The following is an 18,779-nucleotide window of genomic DNA, read 5'->3' as shown; positions in this document are numbered from 1 at the left end:
CTCGGAGTATGGCGGTGGTCACGACCGCGCATTGGCACCGGCTCGAAGACGGTCGGGTGCAGTGCGACGTCTGTCCCCGCAACTGCCGTCTGCACGAGGGCCAGCGCGGCTTCTGCTTCGTCCGGCAGCGCGAGGGCGACGAGATCGTGCTCACGACCTACGGCAAGTCCTCGGGATTCTGTGTGGACCCGATCGAGAAGAAGCCGCTGAACCACTTCCTGCCGGGCACGCCGGTGCTGTCCTTCGGCACGGCGGGCTGCAACCTCGGCTGCCGGTTCTGCCAGAACTGGGACATCTCCAAGAGCCGCGAGGTGGACACGCTCGGCTCGGCCGCCGGCCCGGAGCAGCTCGCCGCCGAGGCCGAGCGCCTGGGCTGCCGCTCGATCGCGTTCACCTACAACGACCCGGTGATCTTCATGGAGTACGCCATGGATGTCGCCGACGCGTGCCGCGAGCGCGGGATCAAATCGGTCGCGGTCTCGGCCGGATACATGAACCCGGCCCCGCGGGAGGAGTTCTACCGGCACATCGACGCGGCGAACATCGACCTCAAGGCGTTCAGCGAGCAGTTCTACTCCAAGATCACGTTCGCGCGGCTCGACAAGGTGCTGGAGACGCTCGAGTACCTGCGCACGACCGACGTCTGGTTCGAGGTGACCACGCTGCTCATCCCGGGCCGCAACGACGGCGACGAGGAGCTGCGCAAGCAGTGCGACTGGCTGCTGGAGCACCTGGGGCCGGACGTGCCGCTGCACTTCTCCGCGTTCCACCCCGACTTCAAGATGCGCGACGTGCCCGCGACCCCGCCCGAGACCCTGCGCCGGGCGCGGCGGATCGCGCTGGAGACGGGGCTGCGGTTCGTGTACACCGGCAACATCCACGACCCCGAGGGCCAGACGACCCGCTGCCCGGGCTGTGGGGCGGCCGCGGTCGTGCGCGACTGGTACGACCTGGTCGCGTACGCGCTCACCGACGACGGGCGCTGCACCGCGTGCGGGTTCGCGGTGCCGGGCGTGTTCGAGGGGCCGGCCGGGGGCTGGGGACGCCGCCGGTTGCCGGTGGCCATCGGATGAGGCCGCCCGCCGTGGCCGGCAGCTTCTACCCGGCCGACCCGAGGGAGCTGCGCGCCACGGTGGAAGAGCTTTTGGCAGCTGTACCGCCTGAGCAGGACGGATCCCGCGCGTACATCGTCCCGCACGCCGGTTACCGGTGGTCGGGTCCGACGGCGGCGCACGTGTACCGCCGGCTCGAGGGGTGCCCGGCCGAGCGCATCGTCCTCCTCGGCCCCGCGCACCGGGTGCCGCTGCGAGGGGCCGCGGTGCCGACGCTCGCCGAGTGGTCGACGCCGCTGGGTGCTGTGACGCTCGACACGCAGGGCGCCGGCAAGCTCGTCGCGGCCGGGCTGGCTCGGGCGGACGACGCACCGCACGCGCCCGAGCACTCGCTGGAGGTACAACTCCCGTTTCTGCAGTTGCTCGGGCTTTCGAAGGTGCTGCCGATATGCGTGGGGCTCGCCGAGGCGGACGCGGTCGCGGAGCTGCTGGCCGCCGTCGACGAGCCCGGATCGATCGTGCTGTGCAGCACCGATCTTTCGCACTTCCTGCCACAGGAGCAGGCCCGGGCGGCCGACGCGCGGACCATCGACGCCGTTGCGCGGCTCGAACCCGGGGACATCGGCGAGCGGGACGCCTGCGGGCGGTACGCGCTGCGCGGTCTGCTGGCGTGGGCCCGAGGCCGCGGATCGACGGTTCGCGAGCTGCACCGGGCCACGTCGGGCGACGAGGGCGGCCCCCCGGGCCGGGTGGTCGGCTACCTCGCCGCCTCGCTGGACTGATGACGCTGGGTAGTTATATCTGGCACACCGACGTCATAACGGTCGATTCCGTTGCATCCGAATCGGCCAAAAGACCCTGACCGATCGGCCGACCTCTGAAGTTGTGCTCCACGACCGTCTTCCGGATGGAGGCGCCGGTGTTCGGCGCCGGAACTGGAGAACGGGGCATGTCTGCCACGACGACGGCCGGCCCGGCGGCCGGCACCGGCTGGGTGCCGATGACGAGCGAGCAGCGGGAGCAGTTCGACACGGACGGTTACCTCGTGCTGAAGGGCGTGCTGAGCCCGGACGAGGTGCGTCACTACGCGTCGGTGCTCGATGCCGCGCACGCCACGCACCCGCGCGCGGCGGACGGCTCGCTGCACCTGCTCAGTGCCGTCACGAGCTGCCCGGAGCTGGCCGGCCTCATCGACCACCCGGCGACGCTCCCGCTGGTCTGGTCGATCCTCGGCTGGAACGTGCACATCTACCACTCGCACCTCGACGTGCACCCGACCGTCCCGGCGGCGAAGCCGGACTGGTGGCACTGGCACCAGGACGGTGGGCGGCAGAACCGTGAGCTGGAGACCGACCCGCGGCCGCGGCTGTCGGTGAAGCTTGCGTACTGGCTCTCGGACGTCTCCGAGGAGGGCCGCGGCAACCTGACGCTCATCCCCGGCAGCCACACCACCAACTGGCTGCCCGGCCCGCCGAAGCGCGACGTGCCGTGGCCGGCGCCGCCGGGCGCGATCCAGGTCAAGGTCGACGCGGGCGACGTGGTCTTCTTCGACCGCCGGATCTGGCACGCCCGCTCGGACAACCACTCCGATATCACCCGGCGCTGCGTCTTCCTCGGCTACACGTACCGCTGGATCGCCATCCGCGACGAGATCGCCGACCTGCCCAACAAGCCGTGGTGGAACCGGCTGAACCCGGTCCAGCAGCAGCTCCTCGGCGGGGTGGGTGTCGGCGACGGCGACCACCACTGGGGCCACTACCCCGAGTCGACGCCGCTCTACACCGCCCTGCGCGACCGAGGGCTGCTCGACCCGAGCTACCCCCCGCTGATCCCCTAGTGCAATGTTCGCCCGTCCTCGATGCGTCATAGGGTCGGGGACAGGCGAAGGGGTCGGGTTGACGTTCGAGGAGTTCGTCGAGGCGCGGCTGCAGGCGCTGTTGCGCTACGCCGTCATGCTGACCGGCGATCCGCACACGGCGCAGGACCTCGTGCAGGAGACGATGATCCGCGCGCAGCTCAAGTGGCGGCGGATCGCGGCGGCCGACATGCCCGAGCGCTACGTGAAGCGCATGATCACGAATGCGTACGTCGACCTGCACCGCGGCTCCTGGCTGCGCCGGGTCGCGCTGCGCGGCGTCGAGGTCGACTCCGGCGTGCCGGAGCCCGACCACGCCGACGGGCACGCCGAGCGCGACCAGATGTGGCTGTGGCTCGGGCGGCTGCCCCGCCAGCAGCGCGCCGCGCTCGTCCTGCGCTACTACGAGGGGCTCACCGACGGCGAGATCGCCGAGGTGATGCGCTGCCCGGTCGGCACCGTGCGCTCGTGGATCTCCCGGGCGCTCGCGACCCTGCGCACCAGCGTCGCGCCCACCGTCACCGTGGACGGGGGTGCGAAGCCGTGATGGACGACCTGCTGCGCGAGACCTTCGCCCGCCACGAGGAGCTGGTCCCGGCCACGTCGCCCGACCTGGGCGAGTCGATCGTGACCGGGGCCCGGCGGCTGCGCGCGCTGCGGCGCTGGGTCTTCTCCGGCCTCACCTTCCTGTGCTCCGCTCTCGCGCTGCTGCTGGTGCCGATCGTGGCTCGGCCCCACGCGGCGCCGCCCGCCGCGCCCGAGCCCGGCCAGCCGGTGAACCTGCTGATCGTCGGCATCGACCGGGGCACCGGCACGCCGGTGCGCGTCAAGGCCAACGCCATCGTGCTGCTGCACGTGAACCCGGCCGCGCGCACCGCCTACGAGGTCGTGATCCCCCGCGATCTCCTGCTCGACCTGCCCGGGATCGGCCCGCAGCGCGCCGACGGGGCCTACCTGGTCGGCGGGTACGAGCTCGCGGCCGAGGCGGTTGCCGGCATGACCGGGCTGACCCTCGACGGCGGTGCGGTCGTCGACATCGCCGGACTCGAGTCGGTCACCCGGGCCGCGGGCGGCGTCGACCTCTGCGCGCCCGTATGCCGGCACTACGATCCGGGCGAGGCGGTCGGCTACCTGCGCCGGTCGCTGGGCTCGGGCGATGATCGGGTGCTGCATCAGTACCTGACCGAGCTCGCGAAGGCCGCCGCCGACCCGGCCAAGCTGCCCGCCCTGCTCGCCGCGGCCGGAGGCGCGCTCGAGCTGCACCTCGGGACCGCGTCGCTGCCGTCGCTGGCCGCGCGGATGGCGGGCGTGGACCCGTCGGCGGTGTCGGCGATCCGGCTGCCGGTGGGCTCGTCGAACGGCGTGCCGGAGCCCCTGCCGGGGGGCGACGGGCTCTACGAGGCCATGCGCAACGGAAGGGTCGGCGCCTGGTTGACGGCGCACCCCCAGTTCACACTGGGCTAGCGGCCGTCGCTAGTACTCGTCGTTGAGGTCGACCTCGCGGTCCTGCTCGATGGCGTCGTACTCGTTCGCCTCCCACGGCCGCGCGTGGGGTGTGTACGGCCGGTCCAGCGGATTCGCCGGCTGGGCCTGCTCGGCCGCATCCTCGGGCGACGACTCCGGGTCGCGCACGTCCGGGTCGAGACGGTCCTCGATGGTCAGCAGTTCCTCGTCTGGCTGGGTCATCGCCGGGCTCCCTGTCGCTCGCTGCGGTAGCTCGCTTCCGTCCTTGGCCGTTCTCCACCGTACGACTGTTGCGCCCCCTTTGCCCGGTCGCCCCCGTATTTCCCGGTCAGGTCACCCGGCTACGAGCGATGCTCGGGACTGCGAGATACTCCGTGGCAGGACAGAGCGGTCCGCGTGGAGCTCGCGTCTACCGGCTCCAAACCGCACGATCCAAACAGTCAAGGAGCGCCGTCATGCCCATCGCCTCGTCCGATGTCTACGCCGAGATGCTCGACCGCGCCAAGGCCGGCGCGTTCGCCTACCCGGCGATCAACGTCTCCTCGTCGCAGACGCTCAACGCGGCGATCCGCGGTTTCGCCGAGGCCGAGAGCGACGGCATTATCCAGGTCTCGACCGGTGGCGCGGAGTACGTCTCCGGCCCGACCGTGAAGGACATGATCACGGGGTCGGTCGCGCTGGCCGCGTTCGCGCACGAGGTCGCGAAGAAGTACTCGGTGAACATCGCGCTGCACACCGACCACTGCCCGAAGGACAAGCTGGACAAGTTCGTCCGCCCGCTGCTGGACATCTCCGCCGAGCGCGTCGCCAAGGGTGAGGAGCCGCTGTTCCAGTCGCACATGTGGGACGGCTCCGCGGTGCCGCTGGGCGAGAACCTCGACATCGCCGAGGAACTGCTGGCCAAGACGGCCGCGGCCAAGGTCGTGCTCGAGATCGAGGTCGGCGTGGTGGGCGGCGAGGAGGACGGCGTCGTCGGCGCGATCGACGAGAAGCTCTACACCACCGTCGAGGACGGCCTGGCCATGGTCGAGAAGCTCGGCCTGGGCGAGAAGGGCCGCTACATGGCCGCCCTGACCTTCGGCAACGTGCACGGCGTCTACAAGCCGGGCAACGTCAAGCTGCGCCCGGAGATCCTCAAGACGATCCAGGACGCCGTCGCCGCGAAGTACGGCAAGGACAAGCCGCTGGCGCTGGTCTTCCACGGCGGCTCGGGCTCGCTGCTCTCGGAGATCCGCGAGGCCCTCGACTACGGCGTGGTCAAGATGAACATCGACACCGACACGCAGTACGCGTTCACCCGCCCGGTCGCCGCGCACATGTTCAGCAACTACGACGGTGTGCTGAAGGTCGACGGGGAGGTCGGCAACAAGAAGGCGTACGACCCGCGCGCCTGGGGCAAGGCCGGCGAGGCCGGGCTGGCCGCCCGCGTCGTCGAGGCCTGTGAGCACCTGCGCTCGACGGGCACCACGCTCTCCAAGTAGGGCTCTGCGAGCAAGCAACGAAAACGGCCCGGCTGGATCGCTCCAGCCGGGCCGTTCCGCGTTCGGCCATCGACTACTCGTTGAGGAAGTTGAAGTAGCCGCCCGCGGTGACCGGGCCCTTGACCGGGTTGGCGTTGTCGGTCAGGTCCGCGACGGTGACCGGGCAGCTGCCGGCGTAGACGTTGGTGCCGAGGCCGTCGGCGTCGTTGGTCACGTCGGGGGTGGTGACGGTGATCTGCGTGCCGGCCGTGTTGACCGCGGTGACCGCGGCCGGCTTGTTGCAGAAGTAGACGCCCCAGGTCGCCGAGCCGCCCTGGTAGTCGGCGAGGGTCTTGGAGACCAGCGTGCTCGTGGTCAGGACGGTGCTGGTCGCACCCTTCGCGCGGCCCGAGGAGACGCTCAGCGAGGTGACGGTCGGCACCGCGATGATGTTCGCGCCGGTGTCGGCGACCGCGAACGTCTTGCTGACGCCGCCCTGGCTGATGGCCAGGCTCGCGTCGGTTGTCGTCAGGCCGGCCGGCGACTTGAACGTCAGGTAGTTGCCGACCGCCGGCGCGGACGCGGTGTTGGCCGGGATCAGCGTGCCCGAGGCGTCGTAGACCTTGATCTCGGTCGCGGGCTTGCCCCCGAAGGTCACGGCGAGCCCGGCCGACGTGCGCGGGTCGAACGCGTAGGCCGAGTCGGCCTTCACGCGCACGGTCTGCCCGCCGGCGGTCACGAACCGCCGGGTCTGCGCGGTGGGGTCGAGCAGGGCGCTATTGTCGTTGATGACCGGCTTGTCGGCCAGCGCCGCGATGGCCGGCGGCGTGATGAAGAACAGGCCGTTGGCCTTGCTCAGCGTGTTGCCGCCGGCGAACAGGATGTCGATGCCGTCGCCGCCGGTGGCGGTGGTCGCCGGGCAGCCGCCGGAGGGCGTCTTGACCGCGATTGTGGTCGGGCTGGTGACGATGTAGGTCGGGATGTTCTGGCAGCTCGCGTCGGTGCCGAGGTTCACGCCGGTGATCAGCGCCTCGGACAGGGTCTGGCCGGTGACGGTGAGCAGGAGCACCTGCTTGGCGGTGCCCGCGGCCAGCTTGCCGGTCGATGGCGTGGTGATCGCGATGGTGCCGGTCAGTGTGGCGGCGTACGCCACGTGCGGCAGACCACCGACGATCACGGCGCTTGCGGCGGCGGCGGTGACACCGAGGGAGACGGCGCGCTTTCGCCAGAATCGTTGCTGCGGCATGGGGTCTGGGTCCTCTCTGAAACCACTATCTGACCCAACGTAACAGCCACATCACTTTGCGTAATGGCGAATCGCGCTCACTTAGGCGGTCAGAATTTCCGCCGCCTCGGCCACGTCGTCGGTGATGTGCAGCAGGTGGCGCAGGTCGCCGACCGGAGAGGTGGCGAGCAGCGGCTCGAGCAGGCCGCGGACCGGCAGCCGCTCGGTCCAGTGCGCCACGTCGAGGAAGACGAAGGGGCCACTGGCACCGTCGCTGGCGTAGAAGGTCTTGGTCGCGGCCTGGAAGACCTCCTGGACCGTGCCCGCCATGCCCGGCGCGAAGACGATGCCGCCGCGGGACAGGCGCAGGATGGTGTCCTCGCGGATGGCGTTGGAGAAGTACTTCGCGATCTTCGCGGCGAACAGGTTGGCCGGCTCGTGGCCGTAGAGCCAGGTCGGGATGGCCAGGCCGCCGCGGCGGGCCCAGGTGACGGGGTCGACGGCGGCCTGGTCGGCCGGCTCGGACGAGTCGGGCGTCGGCGGGACCGGGCGCCCGTAGCGCTCGCGGATTCGCAGGGCGACGGCGGTGTACGGCTGATGGTCACGGAAATCGGGCGACCCCGCGAGCTCGTCGATCGCCGCGGTCACGGTCTCGAGCGGGTGCTCGGCCAGGAACGCGCCGAGGTTGGCCGCCTCCATGACGCCGGGGCCGCCGCCGGTCACCACCAGGCGGTCGGCGCGCGCGAGGCGCCACGCGAGCTCGGCGGCGTTGCGGTACTCCACCGCGCCCCGAAGCGCCGCGTGCCCGCCCATGATGCCGATGGCCGCGGCCGGGCCCCGTGCGGCGATCCAGCCGGCGGTGACGTTGGCCAGCGCGTTGTCGACGCCCGAGTCGTGCATCCGCTGGGCGACCGCCTCGCGGATCTCCGGCGTCGCCCCGCCCGTGGCGCGGAAGTGCCGGTACACCACCGTGTCGAACATCCCGTCGAAGCCGTCGGAGGCGAAGCCCGCCGCGAGGTCCTCGGGCACGTAGAGCTGGGAGGGGTGCGTCGGATACGGGATGCCGGCGAACTCGGGCACCACGACGGCCCGGCGCAGCAGCAGGTCCACGACGGTGTCGAGCGCGGCGAAGTGGCAGCCGATGAACAGCGAGTCGGCGACGTCGATGCGGGCCAGGTCGACGGCGGAGAGGTCGAGACCCTGGACGATCTTGCCGGCGATGGTGCCCTGGCGCAGGTGGAACTGCAGCTCCTCGAGCGACTCGATCTCATCCGGGGAGTGATCGTGCAGCGCGACGACATCGGGCGGTGGCGGGGTGGGCACGCCCATATCCTGCCAAACCCCCGCAAAGAGCGATGGCCCGATCCGGGAAGGAGCGGGCCATCGCGAACCGGGTCCTGGGGAGGCTCCGGACTTCCAGTTGTAGTCCGTCCCCGCGCGCCGTCACACCCTCCGTGCGCGTCACGCGGGCTCAACCGTTCAGTCAGGCCCTCTCTGGTGTAATTGCGGCATGCAGAACCTCCTGCCCGAGCCCGCGCCCACCCTGCTGCCAGCCGAGCCGCACGTCGCCGCACAGCTGGCCGAGTCCGACTCCGAGGAGACCGCCAAGGCGGTCGCCGCGCAGCACCCGGCCTACAGCGCCGCCTGGGCGCGCCTGGCCGAGCTGTCCCTCGCGGCCGGCGAGCCGGTGACGGCCTACGCGTATGCGCGCACCGGGTACCACCGCGGCCTCGACCAGCTGCGCCGCAACGGGTGGCGCGGGGCCGGGCCGGTGCCGTGGGCGCACGAGCCGAACCAGGGCTTCCTGCGGGCGCTGCACGCGCTCGGGCAGGCGGCCGGGGCGATCGGCGAGACGGAGGAGGCCGAGCGCTGCGCGACGTTCCTGCGCGACAGCGACCCAGCCGCCGTGGCCGCCCTCAGCTGATTCAGAGACCCAGCTGGTTCAGAGACCTTCCGACACGGCCGCGGCGACCTTGAGCCAGGCGTCGCGGCTCGCGTTCGTCAGGCCCGGGTAGCGGATCGGCTCGCCCGAGTCGATGAACTTCTCGTAGGGCACGATCAGCACGGTGCGCGTGCGCGCCGCGAAGTGCTGCGTGATCGCGGGCACCTGGACGTGCTTGCGGCTCGGCGGCATCGACACGACCGTCACCGCCTGGCGCACGAGCCGCTGCCGCCCGTGCTGCTCGAGGTGGTCGAGCATCCGCGAGGCGGTCTCGGCCGAGTCGTTGCGGGCCGACATCGTGACGACGAGTTGGTCGGTCGCGTCGATCGCGGCCTGCCAGTTCTCGGCGCGCACGTTGTTGCCGGTGTCCACGACGATCAGCTTGTAGAACCGGCTGACGACGTCGCGGATCTCTCCGAACGCGTTGGCGGTGAGCATCTCGCCCGCCGTCGCCGACTCGTCGGACGCGAGCACGTCGAACATGCCCTCGCCCTGAGCCCGCACGTATTGCGACAGGTCTCCGATGCGGCCCTGCGAGCCGTGGAAGTTCTTCAGGTCGTGCATGAGGTCGCGGACCGTGCGGTGGTGGAAGTCCTGCTGGGCGCGCATGCCCAGGGTGCCCTGGGTCTCGTTGTTGTCCCAGGCCAGCACGTAGCCGCCGCGCTTCTGCCCGAACGTCATCGCGAGCAGCAGCACGGCCACGGTCTTGCCGGCGCCGCCCTTGGGGTTGACGACGGTGACCTGGCGCAGGCCGCCGAAGTTGCGGCGGACCATCTCGACTTCCTGGCGGTACTCGATCTCGCGCCGGCCGGGGGCCACGGAGACGAGGCCCATGGTGCCCTTGGCGAGCGCGCCGCGCACGCCGCGGGACGCGATCGGGTCGGCGGGCTTGGCCTGGCGGCGGCGGGCGAACTCCTCGGCCGTCGGGGTCTTGCCGTCGTGCCAGTTCTCCTGGGGCAGGGGCGGGAGCGGGGGCACGTTCGGGTTCGGGGCGTGACCGATCGGCGCTCCGTAAGGAGGCGGCGGCATCTGCCCAGGCGGCATCTGCCCAGGTGGCATCTGACCAGGCGGCATGCCCGGCGGTGGACCCTGGTGCGGCGGCGGTGGCATGGGGGGTGCGGCCGGCGGCGGACCGTTCATCGGCCACGGACCGGGAGGTGGTAGCGGAGGTCCAGGTGGCGGCCCGGGCATCGGCGGGGGGCCGTAGACGTTGGGCGGCGGGCCCGGAGGCGGGCCTGGAGGAGCCGTGAAGGGGCCGGGCGCCGGAGGAGCGGGCGGCGGGGTCGGAACGTCAGCAACCGGGGGAGCCGGAGGAGCCGGGGGCGCGGGAGACGCAGCAGGGGGCGCGGGAGGCGCGGGAGGCGCAGCAGGGCGAGCCGGAGGCGCGGGAGGAGCAGCCGGAGGAGCCGGGGGCGCGGAGGCAGTCGGAGGCGCGGGAGGAGCCGAGACGGGCGGGGCCGGAGGGCTCGAGACCGGGCCGGGAGCGCCCGCGATGTGCGACGGAGGGCCCGAGACGGGCGGGCGCGGGGCCTGGAAGGGGCCGCCCACCGGAATGCCGCCCGCCACAGGGATGCCGTTGCCGCCACTGACCGGAATGCCACCGCCCGGGAGCGGAATGCCGCCCCCGCCCGGCGTGGACACGGGCTCGCCGCCCGCGGGAGTGTGGGTCACCGGGCGGCCGTGCTGCAGCCCGCCCTCGTCCTCGTCCGCCGGCTTCGGGCCGCCCGGCGGTGGCGGCGGCCACGCCAGCGGGTCGACCGCGCCGGGCGGCTGCGACCAGGGCGATCCGCCATGGTCGGACCCGGCGGCGCCCCCGCCCGATGCCGGGCGTTCACCCCGCCGTCCGTCGATGTTCTCGTCCGGCGGCCAGACCATGTCGTTCACGCTCGAATCCCTCCCCGCGGTGCACTACCACCGTATGCGACGAGTTCGAACTGCGACACATGTGAGAGATCGAGCGGGAGAAGGGGGCCATAAGGCCTGTTTCATAACTGAGGCGGGGCTGCGGCGGGCCCAGATTCCGGCTGCGCGCACCCCGCGAAGGCCGGGTTACAACACCGGTAGCCAGGCCTCCGCGGGGCACACGCAGCCGAAATCTGGACTCCGCCTCGCTCCCACCTCAGCTATGAAACAGGCCTTATGGGACGTACACGCCCCAGGCGCCGCGCTCCATCCACCACGATCGCTTCCGGGTGAGGGTGCCCTCGACGCCGTCGTCGACGAACGGCAGGTCCGCGCGGGGGTGGATGGCCACCGCGCGGCCGTGGGCGCGGCGGACCTGGATCTCCATGCGGGACCGGCGGAACAGCCGGCGCGAGGCCACCGGGACCGCGACGGCCACGTCGAGCACGCCGTCGTCCATGGCGGGCGCGGTGACCAGCGGCAGGCCGTCGACGGTGGCGTACCGCGCCGCGTTCGCGACCACGGACACGAGCACGGGCTCGGTCCCGTCGGCGAGGACGGCGTCGTCGACCTCGACGCGGGCCAGGTAGGTGCCCGCCGTCCCGCCCGCGGTGACCCCGCCGATCAGGGCGCCGTCGAGCGTGACCGAGCCGCCGTCGTTGCGCAGCAGGTCGAGCCGGCGCACGTTGCCGCCCAGCACCGCGGCGGCCACGTCGGCCGGCGAGCGGGGCAGGCCCAGCCGTGTGGCCAGGTCGGTCGCGTCCGGGCCGAGGGGCAGCACGCCGATCGGCGGGAGGTCGGGGATGGTCCGGTCGCCCGGCAGGTCTTCCGGGCGCTTGCTGGGCGCCGGGGCGTACATCCGCACCAGCCGGCGGATGACGGCCCGCAGCTGGCCGTCGGCGGCAGTGGCGACGATCACGCGCGCCTCGGGCAGCGCGGCGAGGGCAGCGTCGATCTCCTTGTCGTCGTGGGCCACGACCGTCCGGACCTCGGCACTTGCCGTGCGCAGGGCGTCGCGGCAGGCAAGAATGGGAGTACGGGTGCCGCACGCGCCGCCTTCGCAGCCGCACTGCGAGTCTTCGCCGAGCGCTAGCAGCACGATGTCGACCACCGTTGTCAGCCTGCCTTTCCGAAGGTTGTTAGCCTGGCACCCCGGGCGAACGCGGGTCGCCCGACCTTGGAGGGCGAGCAGACATGCCAGCGATCGTGCTCATCGGCGCACAGTGGGGCGACGAGGGCAAGGGCAAGGTTACCGACATGATTGGCGGCGGCGTCGACTACGTCGTGCGCTACTCCGGCGGCAATAACGCGGGTCACACGGTGGTGACGCCGGACGGGCAGAAGTTCGCCCTGCATCTCATGCCGTCCGGCGCGCTCTGGCCCAACGCGGCCATCGTGATCGGCAACGGGGTCGTGGTCGACCCCAAGGTGCTGCTCACGGAGATCGACGGGTTGGCCGAGCGCGGGGTCGACGTGTCCCGCCTGATGATCTCGGGTGACGCACACCTCATCATGCCGCACCACCGGGCCCTGGACCGGGTGGTGGAGCGCTACCTCGGCTCGTCCCGGATCGGCACCACCGGCCGCGGCATCGGGCCGGCCTACGGCGACAAGGTCGCGCGCATGGGCATCCGCGTGCAGGACCTGCTCGACCCGGGCATCCTGCGCAAGAAGCTCGAGATCGTGCTGCGCGAGCGCAACCAGGTGCTGTTCAAGGTCTACAACCGCAAAGAGATCGACGTCGACGCGGTGGTGGAGGAGTACCTCACCTACGCCGAGCGCATGCGGCCCTACATCACCGACACCCGTCAGGTGCTCTGGAAGGGCCTGGAGCAGGGCCGCACGGTGCTGCTCGAGGGCGCCCAGGCCACCATGCTCGACATGGACCACGGCACCTACCCCTTCGTGACGTCGTCCAACCCGACCGCGGGCGGGGCGTGCGTGGGCGCGGGCATCCCGCCGACCGCCATCACCCAGGTCATCGGGGTGACGAAGGCCTACACCACGCGGGTGGGATCCGGGCCGTTCCCGACCGAGCTGTTCGACGAGAACGGCGTGCACCTGCGCAAGGTCGGCCGGGAGTACGGCACGACGACCGGTCGCGAACGGCGCACCGGCTGGTATGACGCGGTCGTCGCGAAGTACTCCACCCGGCTCAACGGCATCACCGACCTGGTCGTGACCAAGCTCGACGTGCTCTCGGGCCTCGAGAAGGTCCCGATCTGCGTGGCGTACGAGGTGGACGGCAAGCGCACCGACGACATGCCGATGACGCAGACGGAGTTCCACCACGCCACCCCGGTCTACGAGGAGCTGCCGGGCTGGTGGGAGGACATCTCCCAGGCCCGCTCGTTCGAGGACCTCCCGGCCAACGCGCGCGCCTACATCGAGCGCATCGAGGAGCTCGCCGGCACGCGGGTGTCCATCGTCGGGGTGGGTCCGGGCCGGGACGAAAACGTGGTGCGGCACCCGCTGATCTAGGCTGTCCGGGTGCGCGTACTCCTCATCGGAACGGGCGGCCGCGAGCACGCGCTCGCCGCCGCCCTGGCCGCCGACCCGGCCGTGACCGCCCTCATCTGCGCCCCCGGAAGCCCGGGCATGGCCGCGCTGGGAGAGCTGGCCGCGGTCGACCCGCTGGACCCCGGCGCCGTGGCCGCGCTCGCCGTCGAGTCGGGCGCGGACCTCGTCGTCGTCGGGCCGGAGGCGCCGCTGGTGGCCGGGGTCGCCGACGCGGTGCGGGCCAAGGGCATCGCCTGCTTCGGCCCGTCGCAGGCGGCGGCCCAGCTGGAGGGGTCGAAGGCGTTCGCCAAGGACGTCATGCGCGCCGCGGGCGTGCCCACCGCGCGCTCGTTCGTCTGCACCACGCCGGACGAGCTCGCCGCGGCGCTGGAGGAGTTCGGGCCGCCGTACGTGGTCAAGGACGACGGGCTCGCCGCGGGCAAGGGCGTCGTCGTCACCGAGGACGTCGCCGTGGCGCTCGCGCACGGGGCGGCCTGCGAGCGGGTGGTCGTCGAGGAGTACCTCGCGGGGCCCGAGGTGTCGCTGTTCGTGGTGACCGACGGGGTGGCGGCCGTACCGCTGCAGCCCGCCCAGGACTTCAAGCGCATCTTCGACGGCGACGAAGGCCCCAACACCGGAGGCATGGGCGCCTACACGCCGCTGCCGTGGGCCCCGCCGGACCTCGTCGAGCAGGTCATGGCGAGCGTGGTCCAGCCGACCCTCGCCGAGATGCGCAAGCGGGACGCGCCGTTCAGCGGCACGCTGTACGTCGGGCTGGCCCTCACCGCCGACGGCCCGAAGGTCATCGAGTTCAACTGCCGCTTCGGCGACCCCGAGACCCAGGCCGTGCTGGCCCGGCTGGAGACCCCGCTCGCCGGGGTGCTGCACGCCGCCGCGGTCGGCCGCCTCGCCGAGGACCCGCCGCTGGCCTGGCGCCCGGGCGCGGCCGTGTGCGTGGTCATGGCGAGCGCGGGCTACCCCGAGTCGGCCCACAAGGGCGACGTGATCACCGGTGCCGACGGCGTGCCCGGGGTGCTGCACTCCGGCACCGCCCGGCGCGCGGACGGCGCGCTGGTCACCGCCGGCGGCCGCGTGCTGGCGTGCACGGCGCTGGGCGAGTCGCTGGCCGAGGCGCGCGAGGCCGCCTACGCGATCGTGCGCGGGATCTCCTTCGACGGCGCGCAGTTCCGCACCGACATCGCCCTCGCCGCGGCGGAGGGAAGAATCGCCCTGCCATAGGCAACCCGGGCCGTCGCTGCCGCCGTTTCCTCCACGTACCCACACGGGAGGAAACGGATGACGCCGGAGCATTCCTATCGCGAGTACGTCGGCGGCAATCTCGAGCGCCTGCGCCGGACCGCGTTTCTGTTGTGCGGCGACTGGCACACCGCCGACGACCTCGTCTCGACGGTACTGGTGAAGCTGTACCGGCACTGGAAGCGGGCCGCGCGCTTCGAGCACCTGGACGCGTACGTCCGCCGCATGCTCATGCGCGCCTGGCTCGACGAGCGCCGCCGGCCCTGGCGCCGGGAGACGGCGACCGAGGTGCTGCCCGACGTGTCCGCGCCCGGCCCCGACGCCGATCGCCGGCTGGCCGTGCTCTCCCTGCTGGGCTCGCTGCCCCCGCGCCGCCGGGCCGTGCTGGTCCTGCGGTACTTCTGCGACCTCTCCGTCGAGGAGACGGCCGAGGCGCTCGGGTGCACCGAGGGGACCGTCAAGAGCCAGACGGCCCGGGCGCTGGAGTCGCTGCGGGCCCACCTCAGCGAGGGAGAAGCGTTGTGGACCTGAGAGAGGCCATGCGGGACGCCAGCGACGCCCCGCCGCCCACCGCCATCGACGTCGACCGGATCGTCACCGGCGAACGCCGGCGCGCCCGCGGCCTGCGGGTGGCCGGCTCCGCCGCCGTCGTGACCGTGCTCGCCTTCGGCGCGACGACGCTGCCGCGCTACTTCGGCGAGAGCCTGGCCCCGCCGGTGGGCGCCTTGCCGACCCACTCGACCGTGCCCTCCGGCTCGCGGTCGATGACGACCCGGCCGCCGTGCGACGTCAAGCGGGGCGACGGCGACCCGCCGCTGCACCCGGTGACCGAGACCTGCGAGCAGGCCACCTCCCGGCTCTCCGCCACCTTCGGCGGGAACCTCCAGGACGAGCTGGGCAACGACTGGCAGACGCCGCGATTCGTGCGCACCACCGCCGCCTCCGTGTCCTACCTCGCGTCGTGGGACTACAACCGGGACGGCCACGCCTTCAATCTCAGCGTGTGGCTCTACGCCAACCCGAAGGACAAGGCCGAGTGGCTGGACGTGCCGTGTGACAGCGATTGCCGCCGCGAAACGGTGAACGGCCTGCCCGTGATGATCACCTCCGGCCCCCGGGTCCTGGTCTCCCGGCCCGACGGCACGGAGATCCTCCTGTCCGTGGAGTCCTCGGCGGCCGGCAGCAGCGCGAACGTGCCGTTCATCAGCGAGGCGCAGGCGATCAAGCTGGCCACCGCGCCGGAGATGACGCTCTACCCGACCGTGCCCTGAGCGATCCGTTCGGCCGTCACCGCGGTGATGGCCCGGCCCCGCACCTGCGAGACGGTGAACCGCCAGTCCTGGACGGTCACCGTCTCGCCGGGGCCGGTCGGCAGCTTGCCCAGGCGCGCCAGCACCAGCCCGGCCACCGTGGTGAACGGCGCGTCCGGCCCGAGCTCGAGCGGGATGCGCACGTCGTCCAGGTCGTGGATGGGGAAGGTGCCCGGCAGCAGCACGCTGCCGTCGGCGTTGCGGCGCACCGGTGAGCCGGCGTCGGGGCCGGGCAGCGCGCCGACCACCTCGGCGACGGCGTCGGTGAGGGTCACGATGCCGTCGATCGCCCCGCGCTCGTCCACGACCAGCGCGATCTCCTGCCGCTCGGCCTTGAACCGCTGGAGCGCGTCGGCGACCGGCAGCGTCTCGGGCAGCAGCAGGGCCGGGCGCATGACGTCGCGGACCGTCGCGCCGGGAGCGGCCCGCACGAGGTCGGCCCAGTGCACGATCCCGGCCGCGCTGTCGAGGTCGCCGTTCTCGATCACCGGGGCGCGGGCGTGGCCGGACGCGGCCAGCTCGGTGGCGGCCTGCGCGGCGGGCGTTCCGGTCTGAAGAGCGAAGACCATCGGCCTCGGTACCAGCACCGCCCGCAGGCTGCGCGCCGCGATCTCGACCGCGCCGGAGATGATCTCGCGCTGCTGTCGCGTGAAGGTGGGCTGGCTGGCGACGAGGTCGCGCAGCTCCTCCGGGCCGATCTCGTCCTGCCGGCGGTGCGGGTCGGCCCCGGCCGCGCGGACGACGAGGTCGCTGGCCGACGCGAGCACCCAGATGGCCGGGCGCAGCAGCATGGAGATCACCCGCAGTGGCCGGGCCACGGCCAGCGCCCAGCCCTCGGCGCGCTGCATCGCGATCCGCTTGGGGGCGAGCTCGCCGATGACCAGGGTGACGAAGGTGAGCGCCAGGGTGACCAGCACGATCGCGAGCGGGCCGGACGCCCCGCCGAGGAAGCCCAGCAGCGGCTCGACCGGCTCGGCGAGGGAGACCGCGGCCGTGGCCGAGGCCAGGAAGCCGGCGAGCGTGATGCCGATCTGGATGGTGGACAGGAAGCGGTTCGGGTCGCGGGCGAGACTGGCGAGCGCACGGCCGGCGCCGTCGCGGCGCTCGAGGCGGCGCAGCTGCCCCTCGCGCAGGGAGATGAGTGCCATCTCACTGCCGGCGAACGCGGCATTGAGCAGAGTCAGGAGGAGGACCAGGGCCAGTTCGAACCAGACGTTGTCCATTGGACGGTTGACGATAACGCCTCTAGCTGGGAAAAAGCTGACGGCGAACGATCTTGCCGGTGGCATTGCGCGGGAGGGCCGGCACGAAGTAGACGTCCCGCGGCACCGAGAAACGGGCCAGCCGGTGCCGCACGTATTCGCGCACGGCGTCGGCGTCGAGCTGCTCGCCGGGGTGCAGCGCGATCCACGCGGCCAGGCGCTGGCCGAACTCCGGGTCGGGCACGCCGGCCACGGCCACCTCGCGCACCTGCGGCAGGTCGGCGATCACGTCCTCGACCGCGGCCGGGTAGACGTTCTCGCCGCCGGAGATGACCATGTCGTCCTCGCGGCCGTCGACGAAGAGCAGCCCGTTCTCGTCGAGGTGGCCGAGGTCGCCGGTGGCGATGAGGTCGCCGTAGTACTCGCGGCCGGTGCCGTTGGTGTAGCCCTCGAAGAGCATGTCGTTGCCGACGAAGATCCGCCCCACGGCGCCGGTCGGCTGCGGCGCGCCCGCGGAGGACAGGATGGCCACGCGCGTGCCGTGCGGGGGCCGCCCGGCGGTGCCCGGCGCGGCGCGCAGCTCCTTCGGCACCGCGATCGACGCCCAGGACGCCTCGGTCGAGCCATACAGGTTGTAGAGCACGTCGCCGTGCACGTCCATGAACCGGGTCGCCAGCGGGCCGGTCAGGGCCGAGCCGGAGACCGCGACCACCTTCAGCGTCGGGGTCTCGGTCGCGGGGGCCTCCAGGATGCGCTGGAGCATCACCGGTACGGCGAACAGCGAGGTGCAGCCATGGGTGTTCACCGAGGCCAGGGCGCTCGCGGGCGTGAAGCGGCGGTTCAGCGCGATGGTGCCGCGCAGCGCCAGGCACAGCTGCAGGGCGGCCAGCCCCCAGGTGTGGAAGAGCGGGGCGGCCACGAACATCCGCTCGCCGGCGTTGAGCGGGATGCGTGACACGACCGTGGCCAGCGGGCCGAGCCCGGCCGGGTTGCGGCGCCGGGCCCCCTTGGGCGTGCCGGTCGTGCCGCTCGTGAGCACGACGATCGAGCCCGGCTCGGCCGGCGGGGCGAGCTCCTCGGCCGGTGCGCGCTGGATCAGCTCCTCGAGCCGCTCGGTCGACTGCCGGGGCAGGGTCGGCGGGACCGCGGCCAGCATGCCGAGGAACACCTCGTCGTGCAGCAGCAGCTGCAGGCCCTGGTCGTGGGCGACGGACTCGACCTGCGCGTTGCCCAGGCCGGTGTTGACGAGCACTGCCTGCGCGCCGAGGGCGACGACGGCCATCATCGCCTCGATCATCGCGGCGGAGTTCTCGCAGAGCAGCCCGACGCGGTCGCCCGGGCGCACGCCGAGCTCGACCCGCAGCCCGTTGGCGAGGCGGCGGACGCGCAGGTCGAGCTCGCCGTAGGTGACCTGGCGGCGCTCGTCGATCACCGCGGTGCGGCCCGGGTCGCGGGCGGCGGCGGAGCGCATCTCGCCGTAGAGGCCGAAGCCCCACCGGCGCAGCGCGTTGAGCTGGCGGATGACGCGGCCCGGGCCGGCCGGGTTGAGCACCTTGCGCTTGGCGAGCGTGCGCAGTACGAATCCGGCGTCCATCGGCGGTGAACTCCTCG

General features: G+C 72.4%; 18 protein-coding genes. 11 read left to right on the top strand and 7 right to left on the bottom strand.

The window, feature by feature from the left end; translation table 11 throughout:
• Positions 1 to 8: 8 nt before the first annotated feature.
• The 5 genes from amrS (at position 9) to ABT369_RS20460 (ending at position 4,371) form a co-directional block, all read left to right on the top strand.
• Positions 9 to 1,073, top strand: coding sequence for an AmmeMemoRadiSam system radical SAM enzyme (amrS, locus tag ABT369_RS20480; RefSeq protein WP_350613948.1), 1,065 nt, complete (start codon positions 9 to 11; stop codon positions 1,071 to 1,073).
• A complete protein-coding gene (amrB, locus tag ABT369_RS20475; protein WP_350613947.1) occupies positions 1,070 to 1,834 on the top strand; it encodes an AmmeMemoRadiSam system protein B in 765 nt (254 codons plus the stop codon). Before amrS ends, amrB begins: the two co-directional genes overlap by 4 nt.
• A 167-nt stretch (positions 1,835 to 2,001) precedes the next feature.
• Positions 2,002 to 2,889, top strand: coding sequence for a phytanoyl-CoA dioxygenase family protein (locus ABT369_RS20470; RefSeq protein ID WP_350613945.1), 888 nt, complete (start codon positions 2,002 to 2,004; stop codon positions 2,887 to 2,889).
• A gap of 58 nt (positions 2,890 to 2,947) precedes the next feature.
• A complete protein-coding gene (locus tag ABT369_RS20465) occupies positions 2,948 to 3,454 on the top strand; it encodes a SigE family RNA polymerase sigma factor (RefSeq protein WP_350613943.1) in 507 nt (168 codons plus the stop codon).
• The gene (locus ABT369_RS20460; protein ID WP_350614052.1) at positions 3,454 to 4,371 is read left to right on the top strand and encodes an LCP family protein; all 918 of its coding nucleotides are present in this window, start codon (positions 3,454 to 3,456) and stop codon (positions 4,369 to 4,371) included. The genes ABT369_RS20465 and ABT369_RS20460 overlap by 1 nt, the downstream gene beginning before the upstream one ends.
• Positions 4,372 to 4,380: 9 nt before the next feature.
• On the opposite strand, the gene ABT369_RS20455 is transcribed toward ABT369_RS20460, so the two are convergent.
• Complete coding sequence (locus ABT369_RS20455) at positions 4,381 to 4,593, bottom strand: hypothetical protein (RefSeq protein WP_350613941.1); 213 nt, start codon at positions 4,591 to 4,593, stop codon at positions 4,381 to 4,383.
• A 233-nt stretch (positions 4,594 to 4,826) separates the two neighbouring features.
• Between ABT369_RS20455 and fbaA the strand changes: the two genes are divergently transcribed.
• Entirely contained in the window at positions 4,827 to 5,852 is a 1,026-nt protein-coding gene (gene fbaA / locus ABT369_RS20450) for a class II fructose-bisphosphate aldolase (RefSeq protein WP_350613939.1), read from the top strand.
• A 73-nt stretch (positions 5,853 to 5,925) separates the two neighbouring features.
• On the opposite strand, the gene ABT369_RS20445 is transcribed toward fbaA, so the two are convergent.
• The gene (locus ABT369_RS20445; protein ID WP_350613938.1) at positions 5,926 to 7,077 is read right to left on the bottom strand and encodes a hypothetical protein; all 1,152 of its coding nucleotides are present in this window, start codon (positions 7,075 to 7,077) and stop codon (positions 5,926 to 5,928) included.
• An 81-nt stretch (positions 7,078 to 7,158) separates the two neighbouring features.
• Complete coding sequence (locus ABT369_RS20440; RefSeq protein WP_350613937.1) at positions 7,159 to 8,385, bottom strand: LOG family protein; 1,227 nt, start codon at positions 8,383 to 8,385, stop codon at positions 7,159 to 7,161.
• A 181-nt stretch (positions 8,386 to 8,566) separates the two neighbouring features.
• Between ABT369_RS20440 and ABT369_RS20435 the strand changes: the two genes are divergently transcribed.
• Positions 8,567 to 8,980: a DUF3151 domain-containing protein gene (locus ABT369_RS20435; protein ID WP_350613936.1), complete on the top strand. Its 414-nt coding sequence runs from the start codon at positions 8,567 to 8,569 to the stop codon at positions 8,978 to 8,980.
• Positions 8,981 to 8,998: 18 nt separating this feature from the next.
• Here the strand turns inward: ABT369_RS20435 and ABT369_RS57995 are convergent, their stop codons facing one another.
• Complete coding sequence (locus ABT369_RS57995) at positions 8,999 to 9,976, bottom strand: MinD/ParA family ATP-binding protein (RefSeq protein WP_502891793.1); 978 nt, start codon at positions 9,974 to 9,976, stop codon at positions 8,999 to 9,001.
• Positions 9,977 to 11,135: 1,159 nt separating this feature from the next.
• Positions 11,136 to 12,011, bottom strand: coding sequence for a diacylglycerol kinase family protein (locus ABT369_RS20425; RefSeq protein ID WP_350613935.1), 876 nt, complete (start codon positions 12,009 to 12,011; stop codon positions 11,136 to 11,138).
• 83 nt (positions 12,012 to 12,094) lie between these two features.
• On the opposite strand from ABT369_RS20425, the gene ABT369_RS20420 reads away from it, so the two are divergent.
• The 4 genes from ABT369_RS20420 to ABT369_RS20405 are packed head-to-tail and all read left to right on the top strand — an operon-like array spanning position 12,095 to position 15,927.
• A complete protein-coding gene (locus ABT369_RS20420; protein WP_350613933.1) occupies positions 12,095 to 13,381 on the top strand; it encodes an adenylosuccinate synthase in 1,287 nt (428 codons plus the stop codon).
• Between the two features lie 9 nt (positions 13,382 to 13,390).
• Positions 13,391 to 14,638 (top strand): phosphoribosylamine--glycine ligase, encoded by a 1,248-nt coding sequence (purD, locus tag ABT369_RS20415; protein WP_350613931.1) that lies wholly within the window; start codon positions 13,391 to 13,393, stop codon positions 14,636 to 14,638.
• A gap of 57 nt (positions 14,639 to 14,695) precedes the next feature.
• A complete protein-coding gene (locus ABT369_RS20410; RefSeq protein WP_350613929.1) occupies positions 14,696 to 15,187 on the top strand; it encodes a SigE family RNA polymerase sigma factor in 492 nt (163 codons plus the stop codon).
• On the top strand, positions 15,178 to 15,927 hold the full coding sequence (locus ABT369_RS20405; RefSeq protein WP_350613927.1) for a hypothetical protein: 750 nt from the start codon (positions 15,178 to 15,180) through the stop codon (positions 15,925 to 15,927). Before ABT369_RS20410 ends, ABT369_RS20405 begins: the two co-directional genes overlap by 10 nt.
• On the opposite strand, the gene ABT369_RS20400 is transcribed toward ABT369_RS20405, so the two are convergent.
• Both ABT369_RS20400 and ABT369_RS20395 read right to left on the bottom strand, forming a co-directional pair.
• Positions 15,909 to 17,189 (bottom strand): hemolysin family protein, encoded by a 1,281-nt coding sequence (locus ABT369_RS20400; protein ID WP_350613925.1) that lies wholly within the window; start codon positions 17,187 to 17,189, stop codon positions 15,909 to 15,911. The genes ABT369_RS20405 and ABT369_RS20400 overlap by 19 nt on opposite strands.
• A gap of 22 nt (positions 17,190 to 17,211) precedes the next feature.
• The gene (locus ABT369_RS20395) at positions 17,212 to 18,762 is read right to left on the bottom strand and encodes an AMP-binding protein (protein WP_350613923.1); all 1,551 of its coding nucleotides are present in this window, start codon (positions 18,760 to 18,762) and stop codon (positions 17,212 to 17,214) included.
• Positions 18,763 to 18,779 lie beyond the last annotated feature (17 nt).

This window comes from Dactylosporangium sp. NPDC000244 (assembly GCF_040300725.1).
Classification (GTDB): Bacteria; Actinomycetota; Actinomycetes; order Mycobacteriales; family Micromonosporaceae; genus Dactylosporangium.
This window is presented reverse-complemented; position numbering and strand designations above follow the sequence as displayed.